Origin of the sequence: Clostridium sp. UBA7791, assembly GCF_002480755.1 — a bacterium.
GTDB lineage: Bacteria > Bacillota > Clostridia > Clostridiales > Clostridiaceae > Clostridium_J > Clostridium_J sulfidigenes.
Map to the genome: position 1 here is coordinate 318,144 of NZ_DLCT01000013.1, position 24,333 is coordinate 342,476.

At 30.3% G+C, this 24,333-nt stretch carries 24 protein-coding genes; 2 read left to right on the forward strand and 22 right to left on the reverse strand.

Going from position 1 to position 24,333, the window contains the following annotated elements; genetic code table 11:
- Positions 1-28: 28 nt before the first annotated feature.
- The 3 genes from B3Z56_RS16925 to B3Z56_RS16935 all read right to left on the reverse strand — a co-directional run bounded on the left by B3Z56_RS16925 (position 29) and on the right by B3Z56_RS16935 (position 3,073).
- Positions 29-1,168: an aminotransferase class V-fold PLP-dependent enzyme gene (locus tag B3Z56_RS16925; RefSeq protein ID WP_346879235.1), complete on the reverse strand. Its 1,140-nt coding sequence runs from the start codon at positions 1,166-1,168 to the stop codon at positions 29-31.
- Between the two features lie 331 nt (positions 1,169-1,499).
- Positions 1,500-2,030 carry a DUF4489 domain-containing protein gene (locus B3Z56_RS16930; protein WP_346877016.1) on the reverse strand — a complete coding sequence of 177 codons (531 nt, stop codon included), beginning with the start codon at positions 2,028-2,030 and terminating at the stop codon, positions 1,500-1,502.
- Positions 2,031-2,302: 272 nt separating this feature from the next.
- Positions 2,303-3,073 carry a hypothetical protein gene (locus B3Z56_RS16935; protein WP_346846439.1) on the reverse strand — a complete coding sequence of 257 codons (771 nt, stop codon included), beginning with the start codon at positions 3,071-3,073 and terminating at the stop codon, positions 2,303-2,305.
- A 222-nt stretch (positions 3,074-3,295) separates the two neighbouring features.
- Here B3Z56_RS16935 and B3Z56_RS16940 point away from each other — a divergent pair, with 222 nt between their 5' ends.
- Entirely contained in the window at positions 3,296-3,979 is a 684-nt protein-coding gene (locus B3Z56_RS16940; protein ID WP_346877190.1) for a DNA alkylation repair protein, read from the forward strand.
- A gap of 244 nt (positions 3,980-4,223) precedes the next feature.
- Here B3Z56_RS16940 and B3Z56_RS16945 read toward each other — a convergent pair whose 3' ends face one another.
- The 3 genes from B3Z56_RS16945 to B3Z56_RS16955 all read right to left on the reverse strand — a co-directional run bounded on the left by B3Z56_RS16945 (position 4,224) and on the right by B3Z56_RS16955 (position 6,235).
- Positions 4,224-5,186: a GNAT family N-acetyltransferase gene (locus B3Z56_RS16945; RefSeq protein WP_346879236.1), complete on the reverse strand. Its 963-nt coding sequence runs from the start codon at positions 5,184-5,186 to the stop codon at positions 4,224-4,226.
- Complete coding sequence (locus tag B3Z56_RS16950; protein WP_346846437.1) at positions 5,183-5,410, reverse strand: hypothetical protein; 228 nt, start codon at positions 5,408-5,410, stop codon at positions 5,183-5,185. Before B3Z56_RS16950 ends, B3Z56_RS16945 begins: the two co-directional genes overlap by 4 nt.
- A 390-nt stretch (positions 5,411-5,800) precedes the next feature.
- The gene (locus tag B3Z56_RS16955; protein WP_346879237.1) at positions 5,801-6,235 is read right to left on the reverse strand and encodes a GNAT family N-acetyltransferase; all 435 of its coding nucleotides are present in this window, start codon (positions 6,233-6,235) and stop codon (positions 5,801-5,803) included.
- A 381-nt stretch (positions 6,236-6,616) separates the two neighbouring features.
- Between B3Z56_RS16955 and B3Z56_RS16960 the strand changes: the two genes are divergently transcribed.
- Positions 6,617-6,985 carry a DUF6483 family protein gene (locus B3Z56_RS16960; protein WP_346877019.1) on the forward strand — a complete coding sequence of 123 codons (369 nt, stop codon included), beginning with the start codon at positions 6,617-6,619 and terminating at the stop codon, positions 6,983-6,985.
- A gap of 266 nt (positions 6,986-7,251) precedes the next feature.
- Here B3Z56_RS16960 and B3Z56_RS16965 read toward each other — a convergent pair whose 3' ends face one another.
- The 16 genes from B3Z56_RS16965 to xylB form a co-directional block, all read right to left on the reverse strand.
- Positions 7,252-8,265: a serine hydrolase domain-containing protein gene (locus tag B3Z56_RS16965; RefSeq protein ID WP_346879358.1), complete on the reverse strand. Its 1,014-nt coding sequence runs from the start codon at positions 8,263-8,265 to the stop codon at positions 7,252-7,254.
- Between the two features lie 2 nt (positions 8,266-8,267).
- Positions 8,268-9,044: a pseudouridine synthase gene (locus B3Z56_RS16970; RefSeq protein ID WP_346879238.1), complete on the reverse strand. Its 777-nt coding sequence runs from the start codon at positions 9,042-9,044 to the stop codon at positions 8,268-8,270.
- A gap of 549 nt (positions 9,045-9,593) precedes the next feature.
- Entirely contained in the window at positions 9,594-10,364 is a 771-nt protein-coding gene (locus B3Z56_RS16975; protein ID WP_346877021.1) for a CsxC family protein, read from the reverse strand.
- Between the two features lie 311 nt (positions 10,365-10,675).
- Complete coding sequence (locus B3Z56_RS16980; protein WP_346846432.1) at positions 10,676-11,488, reverse strand: CsxC family protein; 813 nt, start codon at positions 11,486-11,488, stop codon at positions 10,676-10,678.
- A gap of 301 nt (positions 11,489-11,789) precedes the next feature.
- Positions 11,790-12,365, reverse strand: a complete 576-nt coding sequence (locus B3Z56_RS16985; protein ID WP_346879239.1) for a DUF3862 domain-containing protein — start codon at positions 12,363-12,365, stop codon at positions 11,790-11,792.
- A 180-nt stretch (positions 12,366-12,545) separates the two neighbouring features.
- Positions 12,546-13,151, reverse strand: coding sequence for an isoprenylcysteine carboxylmethyltransferase family protein (locus B3Z56_RS16990; protein WP_346879240.1), 606 nt, complete (start codon positions 13,149-13,151; stop codon positions 12,546-12,548).
- Positions 13,152-13,364: 213 nt separating this feature from the next.
- Positions 13,365-14,483, reverse strand: coding sequence for a PQQ-dependent sugar dehydrogenase (locus B3Z56_RS16995; protein ID WP_346879241.1), 1,119 nt, complete (start codon positions 14,481-14,483; stop codon positions 13,365-13,367).
- 154 nt (positions 14,484-14,637) lie between these two features.
- A complete protein-coding gene (locus tag B3Z56_RS17000) occupies positions 14,638-15,012 on the reverse strand; it encodes a phage holin family protein (RefSeq protein ID WP_346879242.1) in 375 nt (124 codons plus the stop codon).
- Positions 15,013-15,118: 106 nt separating this feature from the next.
- Positions 15,119-16,054 (reverse strand): DUF5692 family protein, encoded by a 936-nt coding sequence (locus B3Z56_RS17005; RefSeq protein ID WP_346846427.1) that lies wholly within the window; start codon positions 16,052-16,054, stop codon positions 15,119-15,121.
- Positions 16,055-16,341: 287 nt separating this feature from the next.
- Entirely contained in the window at positions 16,342-16,974 is a 633-nt protein-coding gene (locus B3Z56_RS17010; RefSeq protein WP_346879243.1) for a histidine phosphatase family protein, read from the reverse strand.
- A 95-nt stretch (positions 16,975-17,069) separates the two neighbouring features.
- Positions 17,070-17,855: a hypothetical protein gene (locus B3Z56_RS17015; RefSeq protein WP_346879244.1), complete on the reverse strand. Its 786-nt coding sequence runs from the start codon at positions 17,853-17,855 to the stop codon at positions 17,070-17,072.
- 83 nt (positions 17,856-17,938) lie between these two features.
- Positions 17,939-18,325, reverse strand: coding sequence for a hypothetical protein (locus tag B3Z56_RS17020; protein WP_346879245.1), 387 nt, complete (start codon positions 18,323-18,325; stop codon positions 17,939-17,941).
- A 344-nt stretch (positions 18,326-18,669) separates the two neighbouring features.
- On the reverse strand, positions 18,670-20,106 hold the full coding sequence (locus tag B3Z56_RS17025) for a carbon starvation CstA family protein (protein ID WP_346879246.1): 1,437 nt from the start codon (positions 20,104-20,106) through the stop codon (positions 18,670-18,672).
- Positions 20,107-20,211: 105 nt separating this feature from the next.
- Positions 20,212-20,913, reverse strand: a complete 702-nt coding sequence (locus tag B3Z56_RS17030; protein WP_346846424.1) for a LytTR family DNA-binding domain-containing protein — start codon at positions 20,911-20,913, stop codon at positions 20,212-20,214.
- A gap of 4 nt (positions 20,914-20,917) precedes the next feature.
- Complete coding sequence (locus B3Z56_RS17035) at positions 20,918-22,591, reverse strand: sensor histidine kinase (protein WP_346879247.1); 1,674 nt, start codon at positions 22,589-22,591, stop codon at positions 20,918-20,920.
- 213 nt (positions 22,592-22,804) lie between these two features.
- Positions 22,805-24,319, reverse strand: coding sequence for a xylulokinase (gene xylB, locus B3Z56_RS17040; RefSeq protein WP_346846422.1), 1,515 nt, complete (start codon positions 24,317-24,319; stop codon positions 22,805-22,807).
- Positions 24,320-24,333: the final 14 nt, after the last annotated feature.

Consider the following 24,333-nt stretch of genomic DNA (forward strand, 5'->3'; position numbering starts at 1 on the left):
ATATATGTACTGTATCTTCCATTTCACATTATTTAAATTTATAAATCATCTTAATTGCTTCTACTAATTTTTCTATATCCTCAAAAGTATTAAAATATCCCGGACTCACTCTCACCGTACCAGCATACTCTGTACCAATTACGCCATGTATTAAAGGTGCACAATGGTAGCCTGTCCGTAAAGCAATTCCGTTTTCATTTAATTGTTCACCGACAATCGAAGCGTCAATTCCATCTATATTTAAAGAAATTACTGCACTTCTTTGTTTTTTAGAATCACTTCCATAGATTTTTACATAAGAAAGTTTTTTTATCTCTTCTAATAAATACCCTGTTAATTCTTCTTCACATTTTCGTATATTATCTATTCCAATTCTCTTAATAAATTTTATACCTTCACATAACCCAGCAATGCCTGGTGTATTTAGTGTTCCACTTTCAAATTGATCCGGGATAAAGTCTGGTTGGACCATAAAGTGTGAGTTACTTCCTGTTCCACCTTCCTTAAAATTCCTTAGTTTAATACCATCTCTTATAAATAATCCCCCTGTTCCTTGAGGCCCCAATAATCCTTTATGTCCCGGAAAAGCTAATAGGTCAATATGATTATTTTCTACATCAATGGGAATCACTCCCGCACTTTGAGATGCATCTACCATAAATATAATCCCATTTTCCTTTGAAAGCCTTCCGATACTTTCGATATCCTGAATAGTACCTAGTACATTAGAAGCATGATTGATAATGATCATTTTAGTGCTTCCCTTGATCTCCTTTTTAATATCCTTAAAATTTACATAACCTGCTTTATCTACACCCACCAGAGTGATTTCAACTCCACCTTCATTTAATGAATGAAGTGGCCTTAAAACAGAATTGTGTTCAATTACTGTACTAATAACATGATCCCCTCTTTTTAAAGCTCCTTTAATTGATATATTTAGGGCTTCTGTAGCATTACTTGTAAAAATCAAATTTAAAGGACTAGGTATATTAAATAATTCACATATACCTACCCTTGTTTCCATGATTTTCAAAGCTGATTTCACTGACATATCATGAGAGCCTCGTCCTGGATTAGCACAGTAATTTTTCATGCAATTTAGCATTTCTTCATAAACTACTGGTGGTTTTGGAAAGGACGTAGCTGCATTATCCAAATAAATCATATAAACCTCCTTTTCTAATCACAATTCAAATAAATATATGACTTATCATTAAAGTAAGAAATACCTATGATGAAGTCTAAAGTCATAAAGCTCTTGCTTATTATATATTATATTCAAAAGGTTAAAGTTTCGTGATTGCTCATGAAAATATAAAGAATATAATTATTTCTAATAATGAAATATATCAATTATTCGCTAACCTATATATAAACATAACAAAATCCCGGCATGGAAAATTCACACTCCGAGACTTTGTTAATATTAATATCAGTAATTTAATTATTTATATATCAAAATTATCTAAACTAATCGATTTATATATGACTAATCTTTAGCAACAATTATTTCTACCACATGTTGATATTGCTCCAAGTGTTGCGTTGTTAATATTAAGAGTACCAACAGTAACTACACTAGTAACCGTTGCAACTACAGTATAGGTACAGCAGTCATCAAAGCAAGAATCACAGTCACAAACGAAGAATGAGAATGTTTGTGATGAAAGTAGTGCTACTAAATCAAATGTCCATGAAGGTCCAACAGGAACTGGCGTAATCTGACCTTTACAAAGTTTAAATACTTGAAAGTTTAGTGTTCCTGTAAAAGCAACTGGAGCAACAAGATTACTTGCGAATTCTAACTTAGTTGTTGGGTTACACAAGCAAGAATTATCTAAAGTAACAGAGCTAACAGTAAATGTTGTGCCTGCTACAGTAGCTACAGGGATTGTGGTTGCGCTAGGAGTACCACATTTTATAATAGTTGCGCAATGTTTGTCCTTTTTAATCTCCTTTTTGCAAGGGTCATGCTTGCAAGGGTCATGCTTGCAAGGATCATAACAATCTTTTGACATTGAATTCATAAATAGAATCCTCCTTTTAATTAAATAAATTTTAATAAAATCAATTGTATGAGTAATTTAGTGTATTATCCTATTTATTAAGTGTTTTTATTATAATATATGAGTTTATTAGGAAAAAGGTGATGATAGATAGAAATTTATTAAAAAATATAGCAATACACTTAAAACTATCATTACCTTTCATAACTACTGATTTTAGTTAAGTTACATTCCTCATTTACCTGTAAAAACCTTAAGTATTCTTTTTATTATAATAAACTCTATAATTTTTACTAATCGTACTCTTCATCATTATCGTCACAGTCTGGGAATAATGGGTCTAAGTTTTGCTCTGGATAGAACTTAGGAACTGGAGCTCTATCAAATCTTTCACATGGATCTTCAGGCTCTTCTTCACATAATTCTTTTGGAACTGGACAGTAGTCATAAGCCGGTATGAGTAATTGTACAATAAGCTCACATTTTACAACAATGTAATAACCCAAAGTAATATCTAGAACATCATCTCCATTTGGATCTTGTAGTAACTCACCATCAAGAGCTTCAGCAACCATTTCAAGTTTTATAATATTGGAATCTAAATCTTGTGCTTGTTGAACAGGTACAAAACTAGCTGAAATTTGAGCTATTGAATCAGGACAGTAGAACTTCCCAATTACATCAGTTCTGTTAATTTCATATAATTCACTTTTAGTAATACCATTGCAATCAATATAATCAGCATAGAAAGAAATCATATAATTAAGAACTATTTTTTTGAATCCCCGCTTACCTTTAACTGGTATCTTATCTACAGATATAAGTGTTACATTGAAGTCTCTACTTCCAATATATCTCTTAGGATCAATAAGTGGATCGCTTCTTAATTCACAATCTGTTGTATTCGTGTCAGGACCTTCACCATATACAAGGCATCTTTTAATTAAGCATTGATCAAAAATCTTTGGTACTTCAATACAAACTAACTCTGAAGGATCAGGTAAACGTCCTTGCTTATTTACAAGACCTGGACGTGGTATGAATTTCTTAAAGTTAATGGACATAAATTCTCCTCCTTTTGAAAAACTGTAATAAAATTTAATCTATTTTATACTTTCAATACATCATATGCTAGAATAGAAAATTGGTGATAATTAAACCGTATATTATATTACATAAATAACTTAAATTAATAATGCCTTATAAAAAAATATTATTATTTAGATTATAATAGGGAATCTCTATGATAAAATATAATTAGGAAACTAAGGAGAATAAAAATGGAAATAAATAATATAATTAAGGAAAAACTTTCTATATTAGCACAGCCTAAATATCAAAAATTTTCTAGTGGCTTATTACCTGGTATTCACAACATCCTAGGTGTTCGTTTACCTGAACTTCGAAAAATTGCTAAAAAACTTGCAAAAGATGATTGGCAAGGTTATTTGCAAAATGCATCAGATGACAGTTTTGAAGAGATTATGCTTCAAGGGATGACCATTGGTTATGTAAAATCTGAGCTTTCTGATATATTGCCATACATCACAAGCTTTGTTAATAAAGTTGATAATTGGTCCGTATGCGATAGCTTTTGTAGTGGATTAAAACTTCCTAAACAATATCCAAAGGAAATGTGGGAATACTTGATGCCCTATCTTTCAGATACTGATGAGTATCATATACGTTTTGGAGTAGTCATGCTTCTTTTCTATTATATAGATGATAATCATATTGATGAAATATTAAAGCTATTGGATGGCATTAAACATACAGGCTATTACGTTAAAATGTCAGTGGCTTGGGCCATATCTATCTGTTATATAAGGTTTCCAGAGAAAACACTAAAATTTCTTAAAAATAACACTTTGGATGATATGACCTATAACAAAGCTTTACAAAAAATTACCGAATCATTACAAATAGATAAGGATACTAAATGCCTAATGAGAAATATGAAACGAAAATAAACAGAGTTCTTTGCTTCAGAGGGAGTTTTTACTCCCTCTGAAGCTTTAGAAATCGTTATCCAGGTACGTAGCAGCTCTTTACTCCCCCGCTTTGAAGAAGATGGGAGAATTAGAGCTGGTAGTCATCGGATAAATCAAAAAAGTGACCTCTAACAGTTCATAAACTGCTACAGGTCACTTTTAAACAACTTCTTCATGTTAAAGGTTTATATGATGAGTTCCTCTGATTGTGCACATTTAAAATTTATCTATCATTTATATCTTTATTAATTGGTCTTCTCATAGATAATAACATTGGTGTAAAATACTTTTTCCAAAACTTATTACCATATAGATTTGCTGTTTCAAAATCAACATGAATATATGGTACATTAAAATCCTTGCAATAATCATTGACGATTTTCAATAGCTCAATACCTATTTTTTTATTTCTATATTCTAATTTTATATAAGCACCAATTTCGTCGATTAAACCACATTTTTTTATAGACATATCTATAAAGTTATTGTTATCAGCAATACTTAAATTAATAAATCCCACCGGAATATCTTCGTGCCATGCAATAAACACATTTCTTTTTAATATTATTTCTTCAATCTCTTCTTTAGTAACCCTGTCTCTCTTAAGAAATAATGGTGCAGACGCATAATATTCATTGGATTCTTCTACAAGCTCATATAAAACATTAGCATTTTCCATGGTAGCTTTTCTAATATCACACATAGATTTTTCACCAGACTGAATATTACAATCATTAAATGCATCTATCAAATATGACCCATATCCTAAATCAAACAATATGTTTTTTAAATTTATATCATTAAAAAATATTGTCCACATATGATTAAAAATATTTTTATTAATCCATTCCTGTGATATACTTTTATATAATTTTAAATATACACTTTCTTTGTATTCTTCAATAGCAGAATGTCCTATTGCTGGACAAAACACTGTATTCTCTCCATTGAAAGGAAATTCATCATATGCAAAGAATCCAACTACCCTGTTGTCTAACTTTGCTACAACTGCACTTTGATTTTTAATTCTTTCAACAAGAAACTTTTCTAATAATTCTGTATCTTGTTTCCAATGTAATGGGAATTCACTATTATCACAATATAGTTCAAATTGTCTAACCCATATCTTTTTCGCCTCATTTATATCTGAGTCTTCCATATTGGTTACTTCTATCTCTCTAATCATTTTTTTATCTCCTTTTCTATTTTGGTATTGTTTATATCATTTTGAAACTTCCTTCTATAATCATCTATATGCTGTCCAGCTTTTTCATTTTTTCTCTTTCTCATCTCTCTTGCTACAATACTTTTATTAAGATTATTTGCCATTGCGGCCTCTGAGAAAGAGTACCCCTCTTCTACCATGTCTAGTGCTCTTTTAAGTTCCGCATCTGTATATTTTCTATTCATATATAGCCTCCACATTATTTTTTTCCTTAAAAATGGACATAAAGATACCGTAGACAATCAACCCTTTGTACTTGGCTACTCTATCTACGGCTACAAAAAACACGACCTTCCTGTCGCGTTACTTATCCTTTATAGGCAGTATTATGAAAGGTTAACTACTCCCGCAAAAATGCAACACAAATAATAGACTATGTCTAAAGTTACATTTAAGCCCATTTTAAGTTTTATACTAAAATCACCCTTTTACTTGTATTCATTAAAAACATCTCCTTTCATAAAATATTATTAGTAAATAACTGTTTACCTTGATAATTATACTTTTTTATGAATATTTTGTCAATTGCAAAATAACAACTAAAGATGTAATCAAAGTAACACCCTTATTCTATATTAACGTTGTTGCATATATAAGGTATTGGGATAGAATCCAAGTTTCTTATAAAACCCTATGGTAGTTTCATTCTCTTGTGATACCGTTACCCCAATTACTTTGCAATTATTTTCTTTCAACCACTCCATATGCTTAATTACAAGTTTCTTACCAATGCCACTTCCTCTATTATGCGCATCAACGTGAAGTGAATCAATTTCTCCTTTTCCATCAATTATCGTTGATATACAATATCCAATATATCCATCATCACTTTTGGCAACAGTAATTTTTATTGTCTGGCTCTCAAAATCTTTGATTCTCTCCTCAAAGCTAATAAACCTATAGGATTCCTTAAAGTATTCTGAAGTATTTTCATGATACTGTCTGTTTTTTTCCCATAAGTTCTTGATAACTTCAACCTCATCATAAGAAATATCAAAAATTTCATTCATATTTATCGCTTCCTTTCAATAGTCTTAATATAAGCATATCAATGTTCCAAATATATACAAGCAATTATGGAGCCGGTCCCCAGAATGTCCCTTGAATATTTCTTTACTTATGTAGACAAGTAGTCCTTTATATTGAGCTGCTGTCTACAGATATACCAAAACACGCCCCTCCTAATTATACTTTTTATGAATACGTCTAAACATTGAAATAACAACTAAAGATCCAATCAAATATAAATACTTACATTTTTCTTGTGATGTAATAAATATATACAAAAATAAAGTAACATCTGTTAATATAAATTATTAGAGTGACTGTATAAAATTTAAGAATATAATTCCTTTAACCATACTAATTTAAAATAAGGAGTGACTTTATAAATGTATGAAAATGACTATATAATGAAAATGATAAAAACAGCCTTACAAGCAGTAGCTTCTATATTTAAAGGGAAAAGTGCTATAGAAAGTAGTATTGATGAAAACAGTGATGATATTACTATTGCAGAAGACCAGCTACTGGAAATAATGATTAGAAAATATATAATTGAAGGTGAAATCAATAAAGCTGAAAATATGCTGTTTGAAGCTATCAATTCTCATAAATCCCCTAGAAACTTAGAACTAGCACTATTCTTTTATGAAGAAATAAGTAAATGGACTGAAGATAAACTCATCAGTTGTAATTTCTCAAAAATAGAAATATTAGAAGGTTTAAATACTGTAAAAAGAATATATAAAAGAAGTTAATAATCAAAACTTCTAAATAAGATTTACAAAATCAGAGAATATACACTAAATTTTTGGACATACTTACCCTCTCATCAATCAAAATGAGAGTAGATAAATTTGTGTTTACACAAACTTATCTACTCCCCCTTTTTATCTATTTAACTTAATTCATATATTATTTTCTTAGCTTCTTTATTGTTAGGATTCAACTCAAAAGATTTCTTATAACTCGCTAAAGCTTGCTTCTTATTACCTTGACATAAGTACATTTCTACTAAACTATCCTAAAGGTTAGCTGATCCTGGAAATATTTTTATTGATAAATTGAGCACATCTATTGCCTCTTTAATTCTTTTTCTCTCCAACAAGTTATAAGCAATAGCGTTAAATTCATCCTCATACACAAGATATTTTTCAATGGAATTTTCCTTTATTGTATAATACTCCTGTAATGCAATTTCAGAATTATTATTAAACATTGTTCTTACTATATGACTAGCAAGTGATCTTTTTATATATTCAACTTCTTCTCCTAAAAGTATATCTAAAATACTCTCGCATAAAACTTTAGTTCCAATATAATCTGAATTAATCATAACAACAACTGCAATACCTCTCTCTGGTAATATTATTAAATTGCTTCTAAATCCTGTATCCATACCACTGTGAGATCTCACTTTATTTTCTTTATATTCTCCCAAAAACCATGCCAATCCAATTTCCGAAGTATAACCACCCCAACCTGTTAAGGCATATTTTCTCCAAAGTTCTAAATAACTATGGGATTCTAATATTTTATTTCCTTTAAATTTTCCGACCTTCATATTAGCAATAGCGTAGTTGCACATTTCAACTACATTAGAATACAACGTAGAGCTTGGACCATGTGCACGATTATAAGGAAAAACTTCACTAACCGTGGCACCATAGCCATTCTTGATATCTAAGACATGAGGACTTGTAAGTAGCTCCTTTGAAACTAAAGGTTTAAAAAAATTGCTTTCTTTCATTTGTACAACATTGAGAATATTTTCTTTCATATATTTCTCAAAAGACATACCTGAAACTTTTTCAATAACATTTCCCAAAATCTCATAAGCAATATTACTATAGGCAAATTTTTCTCCTGGCTTCCACATAAGTTCTCTTCCACTAATGCTTCTAACGTACCTCTCTAAAGCATCTTCATTATATTGAGGCTTATTCCATTCATAATCCTCTTCATCTGGCATACCTGATACATGAGTTAACAATTGCCTTATAGTTATTTTTTTATATCTATCTCCAAAAATTATAATTTTTACACTAACTTGTGAACTTCCTCTTCTGTTAGCATTCGATACTGGCCTTTTTCAAGGGTTTCATCTAAGGTTAACTCCCCAATAGAAATCCTCTTTAAATATACCACATAACAACCAACTGCCTTTAACATACGCTTAACTTGATGTTTACGTCCCTCTGAAATTGTAAGATATCCACAGACAATAGGCTGATTATAATGTTTTGATTCTATATTATAGAACTTTCCAATATCAGTTTCCTGTTCTAACTCTTCATAGTTCCCACATTTCACCACTTCAATTTTAGCAGGCTTTGTTAATGCTTCACCTTCTCCAATGGAAATTCCATTCTCTAATCTATCCCTATCTTCATCATCTAATGAACCCAATGCCCAAAAGAAATATTTCTTTTCGACATGCCTTTCTGGACACATTAATTGATGATCAAAATCACCATCATTGGTAAAAAGCAATAATCCTTCTGTATCTTTATCTAATCTTCCAACATGAAATATCCCATTTATATTATCCTCATGAAAAAAATCAAAGACTGTTTTATTATCAGCATCCTTTCTTGCAGTAATACATCCTGCAGGTTTATGAAACATATAATACACCTTTTCTCTATAATCAACTACTTTATCAAGATACTCAATGATATCGGTACTCTCCTTAATTTCCATTACAGGCTCTGTTATCACTTCCCCATTTACTTTAACCTTACCTTCTTTAATATAATCCCTACTCTTTTTACGTGTCTCAACGAATGACCCTGCTAAAAATTTATCTAATCTCATGTTTATCCTCTTCTTTTCATATGTAAAATAATTTTAATTCTCTTTTCATAAGTAATTAGTAACTCTTTTAATATATAACAGTTTAGTCTATGAGTAAAGCTGTCAGTTTCTTAATAAGATAGTATTCCGATACATATAATCTAAACATAAACAGATTTCTTTGCTTCAGAGGGAGTTTTTTACTCCCTCTGAAGCAAAGAAATCGTTATCCAGGGTCGTAGCCGCTCTTTACTCCCACTTTGAAGAAGATGGGAGTATTAGAGCGGGTAGTCATCGGATAAAAATGACTAAGGTAATAATAAATCATGTCTTAATCCACTATTTTTAAATAAACATGCCTTATCAAAACAATTTTCTTTCATTTAATAGAAATTAAATTGTGGTATTCAATTACAATATAAACTAATGAATATTTATCTATTCTTAACAACAGACCCAAAACCTCTCTTAGTAGATTTTAGGCCTGTTTAATATTATCGAGTAATAAAAAGCTTTTACACTTATATTCATTTAGCAATGTTACACTTTTATATTTATACTATTTAATAATTATAGTGCTGCAATTTTTACCTGTTGTTCTTGTAGGACTTTTAGTGTTAAATTCACTACTATTTTTTCTGTGAATTCAGTAAATATTTGTTCTGCAGGAACTATGCAACTTATAGTTGGATTTATATGAATATCAACCTCAGCAATATCTGCTCTTACTAATTCAGTAAAAGGTTTTTCATTAAAGAATTCTGTAGAGAAAAAACTCTGACCACAAGGATTATGTCCAATTACGGGATCTGAACAAGCATTGCAACCTTGAAGTTTATCTGTAAAAAATTCTAATTCACTCTGAATTTCATTTTCAATAAAAATCGGTTCTCTAATAAAATTAATTCTTGTCGTAAAATTGAAAGGAACTTCAACTGTGCAACATCTTATATCTCCACAAACATTTGGACTTTCAATTATACTACAAGTTTTGGTTGCATACTCAATATTTTTTCTTATAAACCCCTCTATAAATAGTATTCCAGTATCAGGTGCACACTCTTGAAAAAATGGAATAATACGAGATTGAGTTAAAAATACATTTTTTTTAATTCGTTTAATTTCCATAGCTGGTTGGTCTAATGTGATAGTAGCTTCAACAGGAATTGTTATGTTTATCTCTGCTAATACAACTGGAATCTTAACAAATACAGGTCCAGATTTAATAACAACAGGTGTTACAGGAATTTGTTTAGTTAATGATTGTACTTTAGAAGTAATAGTTGCACAAGGATCTGCTACACATTCATAATCACTTGTATTTTTTGGGCTATCATTCATTATAAGATTTCCTCCTTATCTATCTAATTGTTAGTGTAAAGTTTTTTACACTAATTCTTTTTTAAAATTATATATATATCAATGCCCCCTTTTTTTATGTTATAATTGAATCGCAAAGCCAATCAAAACATCCAAAGGAAAAACATTGCTATGGATTCATGATATAAAGATATCTCATGCTTCCGATGAAGCTTATATTAAGTATTGTCATGCTTGATAAAGATAATATTTCTCTTAAAAACAGACCCAAAACCTCTCTTAGTAAGCTTTAGGTCTGCAATATATCATTTAAATAAGATTAATTTTTCAATTTAATTCCTGCATGTTGCTTGTGTTGCTTCTGTTGCTGTAATTTCTACCTGTTGTTCTTGTAATACTTTTAGTGTTAAATTTACTACTACTTTTTCTGTAAGTTGAGTAAATACTTGCTCTGTAGGAACTGCGCAATTTATAGTTGGATTTGTGTGAATATCAACTTCAGCAATATCCGCTCTTACTAATTCAGTAAAAGGTTTTTCGTTAAAGAACTCTGTAAAGAAGGAACTCTGATCGCAAGGATTACGTCCAATTACTCTATCTGAACAAGCATCGCAACCTTGAAGTTTATCTGTAAAAAATTCTAATTCACTCGGAATGCTATTTTCAATAAAAATTGGTGGTCTAAGGAAAGCAATTCTTGTTGTGAAATTAAAAGGTACTTCAACTGTACAATGTCTTATATCTCCACAGACATTTGGAGTTCCAGCTGTCCTACAAGTTTTAGTTGCATACTCGATATTCTTTCTTATAAAACCTGCTATAAATAGTATTCCAGTATTAAATTGATCATCTTGAGAAAATGGAATAATACGGGATTGAGTTAAATATACATTCTTTCTAATTCGTTTAATTTCTATAGCTGGTTGGTCTAGTGTGATAGTAGCTTCAACCGGAATGGTTATATTTACTTCTGCTAACACAACTGGAATCTTAACAAATGCAGGTCCAGGTGCAATAACAATCGGAGTTACAGGAAGTTGTTCAGTTAGTGATTGTACTTGGGTAGTAACAGTTGCACAAGAATCTGTTGCACAAGAGTTTCCTACACATCTATTGTTATTTGCATTTATTTTATTGTCATTCATAATAACATTTCCCCCATTTTTATCTAATTAAACTATAGTTAGTGAGACCTTATACTACATAATATAAGAATTTCTACTTTTTGTTCATATATAAATAAAAAAGTTTCTTTTATTTAGTAAATTCAATCATAAGCCTGTTGAAGAAACTTTAGAGTATCTAAAATAAATAAACAATATCCTCTTTTAAAATTTATTTGCATAAACTCAACCCTTAAAATAAATAAAAAACTAGGTTTCCCTAGTCTTTTATTTATATTTGTTTCAATTCATATACCTTTAGATTTATATCATAAATTAAATACTATTTTAAGTTAAATTGAGCTTTCATTTCTAGTTTTCCATCTGAAAAAGTAAAGTTAGCGTTTGAGCCATCTTTATTTATCCATGCATAGATTATAGCTTCCATATCCATAATTTTTGTTTGAGAAAGTATTTGTCCCTCACCTAATATACCTTTAACTTCATCATATGTCATTCCTTCTTTAACCTGATTATACTTGTCTAATGTTATTTTTGCATCCATACTTTCTAATCCAGCTTGAGCCTTTGCCGTAACTTCATCATTTTGCATGGTAATGGTCAAATTACTTATACCAGAACCATTCCAAGAATATAGATTGGTTTTAATCCCAGCTACCTCAGATGAACTTTCTTCTTTTCCATCTCCAAGTATATTTTTGACCTCATCATATTTAGCACCCATATTTATTTTCAAAAAATTCTCATAGATAACTTTTGTGTCTGTTTTCTTTTCCTCTGTAACTGCTGGCGAATTACTTGCTGTATCATTTTGTGTCTCTACAGTTTTAGAGCTACATCCTACTAATCCTAAAATTAATAATCCACCAGTAATCATTGATAGTATTTTTCTCATCATTTCTCCCCCTTATTAGTTAAGTCCTTTATAATTGTATAATAATATAGGTCTTCTTACAATCACTTACATATAATGAGTAAAACTTATATAAATGAAAAAAAGAGACTAGATTTCTCTAATCTCCATATAGCTAACTGATAATATTGACCTTATTTCTGTTATAAAACATCATTATACTTCTCAAAATAACAGATATCTTGGTGTCTTATTTACATACTCACTATATTCCTTTTTAAATACTTCTTCCATATGATTTTCTTCTTGAAGTATTTGTAGATGTATACCAACTACAACTAATAAACCTACAATTACGATAATAAGATTTGCATAGGTAATTGCAGCTCCAATAAACATCAAGTCCATTCCAACAAAGGCTGGATTCCTACTGAATCTATAAAGTCCTGAAGTTATAAGTGATGTTTTTGTTGATTTATCTATACCTGCTCTCCAAGAAGTTTTCATGAAAACCATAGCCAATATAAAGAGTGAAACTCCTATTAATGTAATGACTACTCCAATAATGCTTACTGTAAAGCCTTTGCCAAGTCCAACAAACCACTTTTCTGTAAATGATGGAAATAAAGCACTAATAGTCCAAATCCCTATCCCTGCAAAAGTCATTGCTTTTAGAAACCTTTCAATAATAAGACTTTCTTTACTTTTAGTACCTTTACCAAAAACATTAGCTTTAATGTTGTTTTTCTTTGATAATATTATTAGTTTACCCATATATGAAATACCAAATATATATAGTAATGTAAATGAAACTATCTCTATTAACCCCATAATTATTCCCACCTTTAAAATTACTTTTTACTAACACGATTTATATGAATACTTATTCATATGTTCATATAAATATTATATTCTCACCTCTAATTCATGTCAATAGACTTTAGCAAAAATTTCTTATATAAAGGAAAACACACTGTACAGCAATAGGCAAAAATATACATCATATTATGAAAGTAAGAGTTATAATTGTTGTAAATCTTATGTTCATTTTTGCTGGCTACTCCTAATTGGAATAATCCGAATAATTTTATCATCACCTATATTAGGATTACCTCTTCCATCTCTATTACTTGTCGTTAGGTAAATCGATCCATCTTTCCCCTGAATAATCTCACGTAAGCGCCCATATCTATTCTTCAACCATGAATCTAAGCTATTTACTTTTGTTCCTTTTCCATTCAATGAAATAGTAAGTAGTTGTTCTCCACGTAAAGTAGCAACTAGTAATTTTCCTTGCCACGGTCCCTGATCTACAAAGGCTATACCAGAAGGTGCCCACGTCTCTTCTTCACTGTGTATTAATGGCTTTTGCACTATAACTTCCTTAGATTCTTCATTTCCTTGAACCAGAGGCCATCCATAATTAGCTCCTGGCTGTATAATATTTATTTCATCATGAGCGGTCTGCCCATGCTCTGATGCATACAATATATTTTTTGAATTCCAGGCTAAACCCTGAGGATTTCTATGACCTAAGCTATAAACAGGTGAATTTACATTTGGATTATCTTCAGGAATACTACCATCTAATTCTATTCGAAGTATTTTTCCTGCTGTGCTTGTGACATTTTGTGCCAATGCAGAATTACCTGCATCCCCCGTCGTAATATATAATTTTCCATCTGGCCCTATCTTTATCCTACCACCATTATGAATCCGCCCACCAGGGATTTTATCAATAAGTACTCTGTCAATAGATGCCTTGTTATTATTTTCAATCAATCTCACAACACGATTGTTAACTTGATTACCTTCTGCATATGAATGCATAACATATATATAATGGTTTTGAGAATAATTTGGATCTAATGCAATTCCCATCAATCCACCTTCCCCTTGGCTTACAAAGGGTGCACTAAATCTGATCAGTGGCTGCGGAAGAAGTTTACCATCTTCAATAATTCTAACTGCTCCAGACCGCTCTGTAAAATATAATTTACCTTCATTGCTTATATCTATGGCCCAAGGTACATATAAATTTTCAGCAATAACTTCAACTTCATAGGGAAGTTCTCTTGAAATACCGCTCTTTGCTTTCCCTCTAGAGGCGTTATCTCCACGTAATATCATATTAGATAAAACATTGTAAATCTTTCTTTTCATGCTACTATCCTCCAAACTTAAATAAATCATATATCAATGCACACTTTATTTATATTATTAAGTATTCATGTTAATGTTCCATTTTTACATAAATAAAAAGAACCCTATTTCTAGAGTTCTTCCTTTAATCATTTCAATATGATGTATTTAAAAATTACATTGCTCTTGATGGAAATACAGCATCTATTACACCAATTACTAAAGCTGCTAATATTGCGCCTAGAAAAGATACCCTCATATTTGGCACTAAAAATTGTGCTACATATATTATTACAGCTGCAATAATAAAACCTTTTATTCCTTTTCCAAAAGGTGATGCATCAACTCCCATGAATGCTTCTACGAAATAGTCTAATACAGTTATTACAACTGCTGCAATTAGATATGACCATAATCCATAAATACTAAATCCTGGAGTTAAAAATGATGTTATACCTAAAATAATTGCAACTAATATCAATCTTCCTGCCCATCTTAAAATACTATTTCCACTAGAACCTTCTTTTCTTACCTCATTATTATCTGGCATAAGAATTCCTCCTTTAATAGAAATTTTAATTTCTTAAAGGTATTATGCCCATAAATTCCAAAAATATAATCTCCTATATACATATTAAATTATTATACTTTTTATATTATCTATTTTCTTCAACTACCTTCTTATAGGCTTTTGTTTCTACAAAAATTTCATCTTTTAGTGGATTAAGTTTATTTTTATGAATCTTATTAAACTGATAAATTACTAATGCTACATTTGCTATTAAAGATAATAAACTTAAAATAAAAAATGCTTTTGGATTATGTGTAGTAGCTACAGGTGCTATACGATCTGCAAAGGAAGGTACTGTCATAACAAACATAATCCATAGGGCAAGTGTCTGTGCACGATGCTGTAGCCATGCTCCTTTTTTGATAAAGAAAGCAGGTATGGTGCAAGAAAGTAACAGTGCCAAACCACAATAAAATGAATGATCTGCTATACAATTATATGTATAGGCAAAATTCCACAAATCATATGCTATAATCCAAGGCCATATCATATCAGGCCATATCATATCCTTTGTTTTATCTTTAGAAATAAAAATACCAACCCATCCGCAAATGGCAATAATGTTTAGTAATCCAGCTATACCATTCATGATATTCCATGATCCTGACATTACCCAAAGATTGTCTACATATGCTCCGTTCCATGCACCATATGTAAAGCATTGAAAATCACGAATAGCTGCTTCGAGAATATTAATTGCCAAAATAAGTGGTGGAAAGCATAATACCCACTTCTTTTTAGCAAGTGATGGAATATAGCGAATAGCCATAAATCCAAGGCACCCTGCCAGTGCTGAGTAAGTTTTTACCCAGTTAAACCAAGTACCTGTTCCATATTCATTTCCTGGAGCTGCAGTTGTTGGCCAAACAAAAATAGTTAAACCTATAGGAACAATTAAAAAAAGTATAATTCCGCCCCATTTTGTTGAACGACCAAGCTCATTAAAAGCCATTAAGGCAAAAAGAATAAAAAGCCAAATAGCCCAACCTGTAAAATTGGTTGACTCATAAAAAAAACCCATAATATTCCCCCCTAAAAATAATATTTGACATAATTCTATTATGTCTCTTCATAACAAGCAAAGATATGTAAATATTTAAAGTTTAAATATCTTTATCTGTTATCTTAGTAATTATATTACATATTGACTCTTTGGTCAAATATTTAAAATGCCCCAAAACCCCCATGAACAGCACAACTATTTATATAGTTTTATATTTATATAGTTTCCTATATAACTATTTTCCTGTTTAAATATTTATATAGACATATAGTTTTATATACTCCTATTTCTCTATAAATCTAGGTTTATATTTCCCTATGATAATATAAATGCTCAACACTATTGCTCATAACTATTTCCCATTTTCCTTCTATATGCTCAATTTTGTGCATTCCAGTAGTAGATGTTTTAGATAGTTTAAGTGACTTATTTGTCCACTTTATATTATTTAATATATAGTATAAAACATTTATTACTCCACCATGAGTAAGAATCATTACATCATCTTCTTCCATTCCTGTTGAAATATTGTTGCAAAGTTCTAGAAAAGTACTTTGTATTCTCTTGTAAAACTCACTAGGGCTTTCCCCATTTGGATATCTCTCACTCATGTCTAGTGTATTAAAAAAGAGTCCAGGATATTTTATTAATGCATCCTTGTTATCCATTCCTGCCAGAACTCCATTATTTATTTCTCTCCAATCACTACAATACTTTACTGGTATATTTAATTTACTTTCAATCTCCCTAGCTGTTTCAACAGCTCGTCTTAAATCACTGCTTATAATTTTATTAATGCTGTACTTTTCTTTATTATCACTTAAATAATTTGCTAATAATTTAGCTTGTTCCATGCCCTCCTCTATTAAACCCAAATCACTCCATCCACCTCTATTATTTTCATTGTCCATACCATGTCTAACTATATATATAGCCAATTTACCACTCACTCCTTCTCAGTATTATAATAAATCTTCTATAATTTTGCCCACACTCGTAAAAAAACACCTACATTATGAGCACATTTCGTTAATTACTTATTATTATCAATTATTTTTTGCAATACTGGATCTGAACCATTAATGTAATCTTCGATACTTAATTCCACTTCATAATCTGGATTTAAGGTATCTCCATTTATATTTGAACTAAAATATTTTGTTGAATATGATATATTTAATTTTGAGTTTGGTAAAACCATATTCTGAATATCTCCATAGTGGCTTGGTTTTCCACCAGTTGGTTCTCCATATAATTTAGCATCTAACTTTTCTTTGAACTGTAATGCATATAAAATACCTGAGGAAAAAGTTTCTCTTCCTATAATCACATCAATATTTTCCACTAATTTTGATGTTTTTAGCTGACTGAGCATATTATTCAAATCATTACCATGAAAATATGTTCCACCACTATTATTTCGAAGATCAACTACTATAGTTTTTACTTTATTTTCTTGTGCTGCATTTTCAATGTTTTTTAATTCCTTTTTATCAAAAATCATTGGACATTTATTTAATTTGCAGTATATTAATTTTTCTTCCTTTAAGTAGGTACTTGTTAAGTCTGCTCTCTGATTTTGTAAGTAAAGTGGTTTATTACTTAATTCCCCTATTAAATTCATATATTTTATATCTGTATTTCTTTTTATTTTTATCTCCTTTAAAACTTCATTGCCTTTATTATCTAAAAGATTTAGTGACACAGTATCATTTTCTACACCACTAAAATGCTCTAATATTTTTGAGTCTTCAATATAATCACTAAATCTAGCTTTAATTAAGCTTTCATTTTCATGGGGTATAAGCACTGCTACCATGTTTATATAATCTTTAATTGGAGTATTATTTATTTTTAAAACTTTAAATCCTAATAAATCTTTATATTCATAATCACAGCTAATTATATATATATCCCATCTTTAAACCAATAAAATTTTAAAGGTAGCAATTTGTTAGATTTAAAATTAGCAATATTCGTATGCAAATCACCAATGACTCCCATAATTTTCATAAGTTGTACCTGTATTTCCTTTGAGTTTAAAGAATTTACATTAGCATCTAGTTCCCTCAATAATGAATTAAATTCTTCTTCTGTTTCATTAAAATACAAATTTGCATGTTTCTTTGGTAATTTTTCTTGAAGATATTTTATATCCTCTCTCCACTGTTCTTTAGAAATATTTTCATTTTTAACACTTACATTCACAAATCTACTAATTACAATAATTATTAAAATTATAATTAATATACTCATGATTAATTTACTACGTAAATTAATTTTTTTCATAAAGACCTCCTTTTCATATCAATATACAGTAGTTACCATTTACCCTAAAATACTATTACTTTAATCGACTGTGATTCCTGATTATTGCAATTGCATACCAATTGCATACTTCTATAATAAATTTATAGCTACAATTTGTAAACTATTTTATTTATTGTAATATAATCCCTATCTAGGTATATAACAACGCTTCACTCACTCTTTAAATTAGATGGAAGTATTAGATATGATATCAACCTCATAAAAATATATAAAAAAGTACCTATAAGCTAAACACTTTTTATGTATCTAACCTATAAGTACTTTTATTTCATTAGTATTTTTATAATGAACTTTATAGAATTTTAAATTTTATTCTTTGCTTTTGTTTCTACTTTTTTTGCTGCTATTAAGAAAATTACCATTGCTACAATTGCACTTACAATTCCTATTGGATATGAAATACTTTGAGAAAGCTTAAAGCCTTCTGGTGCAATTAAAATGTAGGATGTACATACTGCTGTCATAAACGTAGCTGGTATAGTAGCAATCCAGTGTTTTTTACCTTTAGTAACTAAGTACATGCCTGATGTCCATAATACTATTGTAGCTAAAGTTTGGTTAGACCATCCAAAATATCTCCATACTATTCCAAAATCCATCTTAGTTAATATAAAGCCTACTACAAATAAAGGAATACTAATTATAAATCTATTTTTAATAGGTCCTTGATCAAGTTTAAATGAATCAGCTATAGTTAATCTTGCACTTCTAAATGCTGTATCCCCAGAAGTTATAGGACATGCTACAACTCCAAGTATAGCTAGTAATCCACCTACTCTTCCAAGTAAGCTTCCGCAAATTTCGTTTACTACCCAAGCTGCTGTATGACCTTCTATTGCCATAGTAGCATTTAACTCTGCTACTCCACCAAAGAAGCTCATTGCTGCTGCAGCCCAAATTAAAGCAACTACACCTTCTGCTATCATTGAACCATAGAATATTTTTCTACCTTGCTTTTCACTAGTTATACATCTTGCCATTAAAGGTGATTGTGTTGCATGGAACCCTGAAATAGCTCCACAAGCAATAGTTATAAATAACATTGGGAATATTGGATTTTTATCTGGGCTTGAATGCATATTAATCAAATTAGCCGGTATTATTTCTGGTATATCAAATCCACCAAAAATTAATGCACCACCAACACCAATTGCCATAACTAATAAACAAATTCCAAAAATAGGGTATATCTTTCCAATAAGCTTGTCTATAGGAACCATTGTTGCAATTATATAATATGCAAATATAATATATATTAATAATGTAATGTTTAATCCTGTTAATCCTTTTAATATACTTGCTGGTCCAGTTACAAATACAACTCCTACAAGAACTAAAAGTATTACTGAGAATACTCTCATAAAGTTTTTGAAGCCTTTTCCAAGGTATTGACCTACAACTTCAGGAATACTTGTCCCATCATGCCTTACTGAAAGCATACCAGAAAAATAATCGTGAACTCCACCTGCAAATATACATCCAAAGACAATCCACAAAAATGCTGATGGACCCCACATTGCACCTGCAATTGCACCAAAAATAGGTCCTAAACCTGCTATGTTAAGAAATTGAATTAAGAAAATTTTGTATGCAGGCATTTTAACAAAGTCTACACCATCCTCTAGCCTTACAGCAGGAGTTTGAATTTTTTCATCTGCTCCAAAAGCCTTTTCCACAATTGCACCATAAATAAAATAACCTATAATAAGAGCAATAATCGCTAAAATAAATGATACCATTTGGACCCCTCCTAATTAATTATTTGTTAACAAAATTATAATATGTTTTTTAGGAGTTTATACGGTTTCATACATGAAAAAACAAAAAAAGCACATCAAGTGCTTTTATATGCCCATTATATGCTTAAACTCACCTATATTATTTCTACTTACGGGTATATCAACTTTCTCACCTTGTAATTTTAACATAAAGGTGTTGTTAAACCACGGAACTATCTCTGTAATTTTATCAGTATTAATAATATATGATCTATGACTTCTATAAAAGAGTTCTTTGGGAAGTTTTTTATAAAATTCTGAAATACTACAGTTTACATTATATTGTACTCCATTAATATAAATTAAAGTTTCTCGTTCCTTTGCTTCACAATAGGAAATATCTACTATATTTTTTACAATCATCTTATTATCTTTCCAAAGGGTTATTTTATTATTTATACTCTTTTTATCTGAAAGTTTATCAATTTTCTTTAATGTACTAACTATTCGTTCTTCTGAATAAGGCTTTAATATGTAGTCATAAGCTTGAATTTCAAAGGCATCTACAGCATAATCTTTATGGGCAGTAATAAAAATTACAAGGGATTGCTTTGGAAAATGATTAATAATTTTACATAATGCAATGCCATCTAGTTTTGGCATATTAATATCTAGGAAAATAATATCTGGTTTATTTTCTTCAATATATTCTAAAGCCTTAATAGAATCATCAAATTCATTCACTATTTTTATATTACTGAAATTGTTTATAAAATATTTTAGCTCTTCTCTTGAAGGAGATTCATCATCAACAATAATACAATTCATACCATCACTCCCTTATTTTACTTACATTGAAACTGATTCTAGTACCGCTTTTCAATGTTTCTATCTTTAATCCTTCACCATAAATATATTTTAATCTATTATGAACATTTGATATGCCTATTTTATTTTCTTCCATTTTATCTTCATAGACTTTTTCTATAATATCTTTTGAAATTCCAATTCCATCATCTTCAATAATTATCATAATGTTGTCCTTGGAAACTTTTTGAACTTCAATTGTCACTGTCCCTTCACCTTTACCTTTTAAAATACCATGTTTTATGGAATTTTCAACTATTGGCTGAATGATAAGACTTGGGATTTTAACATCTAAATCATCTTCAATATTATAAACTACATGAAGTTTCTCCCCAAATCTTGCTTTTTCTATTTCTACATATGCTTTAACCTGCTCTAGTTCCTTATAAATATCTACATGGTTTTCCCCTATATCTAAATTATACCTTAAGTAGGTAGATAAATTAATAATTAGCTCTCTTGCTTTATTAGGATTAAATCTAATAAAGGAAATTATTGTATTTAGTGCGTTAAATAGAAAGTGAGGATTTATTTGGGATTGCAATGCCTTTATTTCAGCCTTATTTGCCATATTTTTCAGTTCTCCAAGCTTACTTATTTCTAGCTGGGTAGAAATAATTTGGGATAAGCCTACAGCCAAATTTATATTTCTAAAGGAAATGGCATTATCAGTGCAATAATATATTTTTAATGTACCTATTACTTCATCTCCTTCTTTTAAAGGAGCAATAATTGCAGATTTTAAACTACAATTTAAATTAGGACACTCTATCTGATTTGCATTTGTTAGAGAAAGTAAATTTCCTCCTTTAATAACCTTTTTTGTAGCCTCTGTTATAATATTTTGACCCTTTATGTGGTGGTCAGCTCCTACTCCTACGTGAGCTAATATATTCTCTTTATTTGTTATAGATACTGCATCTGCATTAATTGATTCCCTTATTATTCCGCATATCTGTTCTAAGGAATTTTCATTCATTTCTCTAAAATACGGTAAGGTTTTATTTGCAATCTCCAAAGCGATTTGTGCTTGTTTTGCTGCAATTTCTTCCTTTTCTTTAAGTATTTTTTGAATTATCAATATTAGAATTGCAATTCCAATAGCATTAGCAAAACTCATAGGAAAATATATGCTCTTTACAATGGTTAAGGCATTGCTAAAGGGATGTGCCATTGTAAGTATTAGAATCATTTCTAAAATTTCAATTAAAAGTCCTCCAAATAACCCGTAAAACCACTTGTTATTTTCATTTGATTTACTATATATTAAACCCGCAACTATTCCCGAAATTATAGTAGTTATTGTGCATGGTATTGATGTAATACCTCCAATATCTACAAGCAATCTATGAACTCCAGCTATAATACCTGCCATTGTCCCTACAAAAGGTCCGCATAGTATTCCCCCAGTCATTACACCAATAATTCTTGTATTAGCAATGGCTCCATTAACCTCTGTTCCTGTGTAGGTTCCCAAAATTCCAAAGGCTCCAAAAATTATTGAAAGCACAATTAGATCTTTCTTTTTAAATTTATCCTTTTGTACTATTTTCTTAAAGCTCCCTAGTCTTGAAACAAAGAAAGCAATAAGGATTATATACCCTAAATTATTCGTAAGATTTCTTAGTAATTCAACCATTAAAATTAACTCCATTTCACTAAATGCATATTTTAAAAACATATATCGAATATTTTACCAGTTGTTTTTATATCTAAATAAGTTTCTATAAATATTATATATAAAATTCTAAAATATATAAACAAAGTTATTAATACTTGTTGTGTCAAATAAGAATGAGCACCCCTAAGAGTGCTCATTCTTAACTTAATAAATTATAATATAATTAATCTATTATAATAATTCAAAAGTTCCTTTTAAATCATCATATATCTTCTTATAAATCTCATAATATCTTTTATATACTAGGGAATTTTCTTCTTTTGGAAATTGTACACTATTTTCAGAAATTGCTATGCTACAAGCTTCATCTATATCCTTATATACGCCAGTTCCAACTCCTGCTAGTAATGCTACCCCTAAGGCTGGCCCTTCTGAAGACTTATTTGTAGATACTTTGCAGTTAAACATATCTGCTAATATTTGACGCCATAGTTCACTTTTTCCGCCTCCACCTGACACCATCACATTAGTAGGATTCATTCCTGTGTCTTTAATGATTTCCATGCAATCTAAAAGTGAATAGGATACTCCTTCAATTACAGCTCTTAGCATTTCATTTTTTGTATGAGCAGCTGAAAGTCCAAAGAATACACCCTTTGCCTTAGGATTTAAATGTGGTGTGCGCTCTCCCATGAGATATGGAAGATATATTACTCCCCTTGAACCTGCAGGCACTTTTTCTGCTTCTTTAGTCATAAGTACATATGGATTAATTCCCATACCTTTTGCTAATTCAATTTCATTAGTACAAAAATTATCCCTAAACCATTTTAAAGAAAGTCCTGCACCTTGGGTTACTCCCATCATATGCCATGCACCTGGCACTGCATGACAAAAGGTGTGTACTCTTCCTTTCTCATCAATTATAGGTTCATCTAAATGAGCAAATACTACTCCTGAAGTACCTATAGTCGAAGATATTTGTCCACTTTTTATAATACCATTTCCTATTGCACCAGCTGCCTGATCTCCTGCTCCCCCAACTACTGGTGTATTCTCTTTAAGACCAGTAACCTCCGCTGCTTTTTTATGAACTTTTCCACTGACTACAATTGATTCATGTACATCTCCTAAATACTCTATAGGAATATCTAAAGCATTAAGGACTTCCTTAGACCAGCACCTATTTTTAATATCTAAAAGCTGCATTCCTGAAGCATCAGATACCTCCGTAGCAAATTCACCTGTAAGCATATATCTTATATAGTCCTTAGGCAATAATATTTTCCTACATTTTTCATATATTTCAGGCTCATTATTTCTAACCCAAAGTATTTTAGATGCTGTAAATCCTGTTAGAGCAGGATTTGCTGTAATATCTATTAATCTTTTTTCTCCAACTTTTTCTGTAATCTCAACACATTCCTTAGCTGTACGTTGATCACACCAAATAATAGATTTTCTTAATACATTTCCATCTCCATCTAACATAACTAAACCGTGCATTTGTCCAGATAAGCCAATACCACTAATGGATTCCGGATTTATATTACTATCTTTTATAACTTGATTAATTGTTATACATACTGCATTCCACCAATCTTGTGGGTCTTGTTCTGCCCAACCAATCTCTGGCTGATATAATGGATATTCTGCTGTAGAAGAGGAAATAGGATTTCCTCCCCTATCAAATAGCACTGTTTTAGTACCTGAAGTTCCAATATCTATGCCTAATAAGTACTTCATCTTCTAGCCACTCC

Coding starts and splice junctions, on each gene's coding strand:
- B3Z56_RS16945 (WP_346879236.1), bottom strand. CDS start 5,186: ATGATTAGAGAGATAGAAGTAACCAATATGGAAGACTCAGATATAAAT.
- B3Z56_RS16935 (WP_346846439.1), bottom strand. CDS start 3,073: ATGTCCATTAACTTTAAGAAATTCATACCACGTCCAGGTCTTGTAAAT.
- B3Z56_RS17025 (WP_346879246.1), bottom strand. CDS start 20,106: ATGGTATCATTTATTTTAGCGATTATTGCTCTTATTATAGGTTATTTT.
- B3Z56_RS17005 (WP_346846427.1), bottom strand. CDS start 16,054: ATGGGTTTTTTTTATGAGTCAACCAATTTTACAGGTTGGGCTATTTGG.
- B3Z56_RS16980 (WP_346846432.1), bottom strand. CDS start 11,488: ATGAATGACAATAAAATAAATGCAAATAACAATAGATGTGTAGGAAAC.
- B3Z56_RS16995 (WP_346879241.1), bottom strand. CDS start 14,483: ATGAAAAGAAAGATTTACAATGTTTTATCTAATATGATATTACGTGGA.
- B3Z56_RS17015 (WP_346879244.1), bottom strand. CDS start 17,855: ATGGTAGCAGTGCTTATACCCCATGAAAATGAAAGCTTAATTAAAGCT.
- B3Z56_RS17030 (WP_346846424.1), bottom strand. CDS start 20,913: ATGAATTGTATTATTGTTGATGATGAATCTCCTTCAAGAGAAGAGCTA.
- B3Z56_RS17035 (WP_346879247.1), bottom strand. CDS start 22,591: ATGGTTGAATTACTAAGAAATCTTACGAATAATTTAGGGTATATAATC.
- B3Z56_RS17020 (WP_346879245.1), bottom strand. CDS start 18,325: ATGAAAAAAATTAATTTACGTAGTAAATTAATCATGAGTATATTAATT.
- B3Z56_RS16975 (WP_346877021.1), bottom strand. CDS start 10,364: ATGAATGATAGCCCAAAAAATACAAGTGATTATGAATGTGTAGCAGAT.
- B3Z56_RS16990 (WP_346879240.1), bottom strand. CDS start 13,151: ATGGGGTTAATAGAGATAGTTTCATTTACATTACTATATATATTTGGT.
- B3Z56_RS17000 (WP_346879242.1), bottom strand. CDS start 15,012: ATGCCAGATAATAATGAGGTAAGAAAAGAAGGTTCTAGTGGAAATAGT.
- xylB (WP_346846422.1), bottom strand. CDS start 24,319: ATGAAGTACTTATTAGGCATAGATATTGGAACTTCAGGTACTAAAACA.
- B3Z56_RS16970 (WP_346879238.1), bottom strand. CDS start 9,044: ATGAGATTAGATAAATTTTTAGCAGGGTCATTCGTTGAGACACGTAAA.
- B3Z56_RS16955 (WP_346879237.1), bottom strand. CDS start 6,235: ATGAATGAAATTTTTGATATTTCTTATGATGAGGTTGAAGTTATCAAG.
- B3Z56_RS16925 (WP_346879235.1), bottom strand. CDS start 1,168: ATGATTTATTTGGATAATGCAGCTACGTCCTTTCCAAAACCACCAGTA.
- B3Z56_RS16960 (WP_346877019.1), top strand. CDS start 6,617: ATGTATGAAAATGACTATATAATGAAAATGATAAAAACAGCCTTACAA.
- B3Z56_RS16950 (WP_346846437.1), bottom strand. CDS start 5,410: ATGAATAGAAAATATACAGATGCGGAACTTAAAAGAGCACTAGACATG.
- B3Z56_RS16985 (WP_346879239.1), bottom strand. CDS start 12,365: ATGATGAGAAAAATACTATCAATGATTACTGGTGGATTATTAATTTTA.
- B3Z56_RS16930 (WP_346877016.1), bottom strand. CDS start 2,030: ATGAATTCAATGTCAAAAGATTGTTATGATCCTTGCAAGCATGACCCT.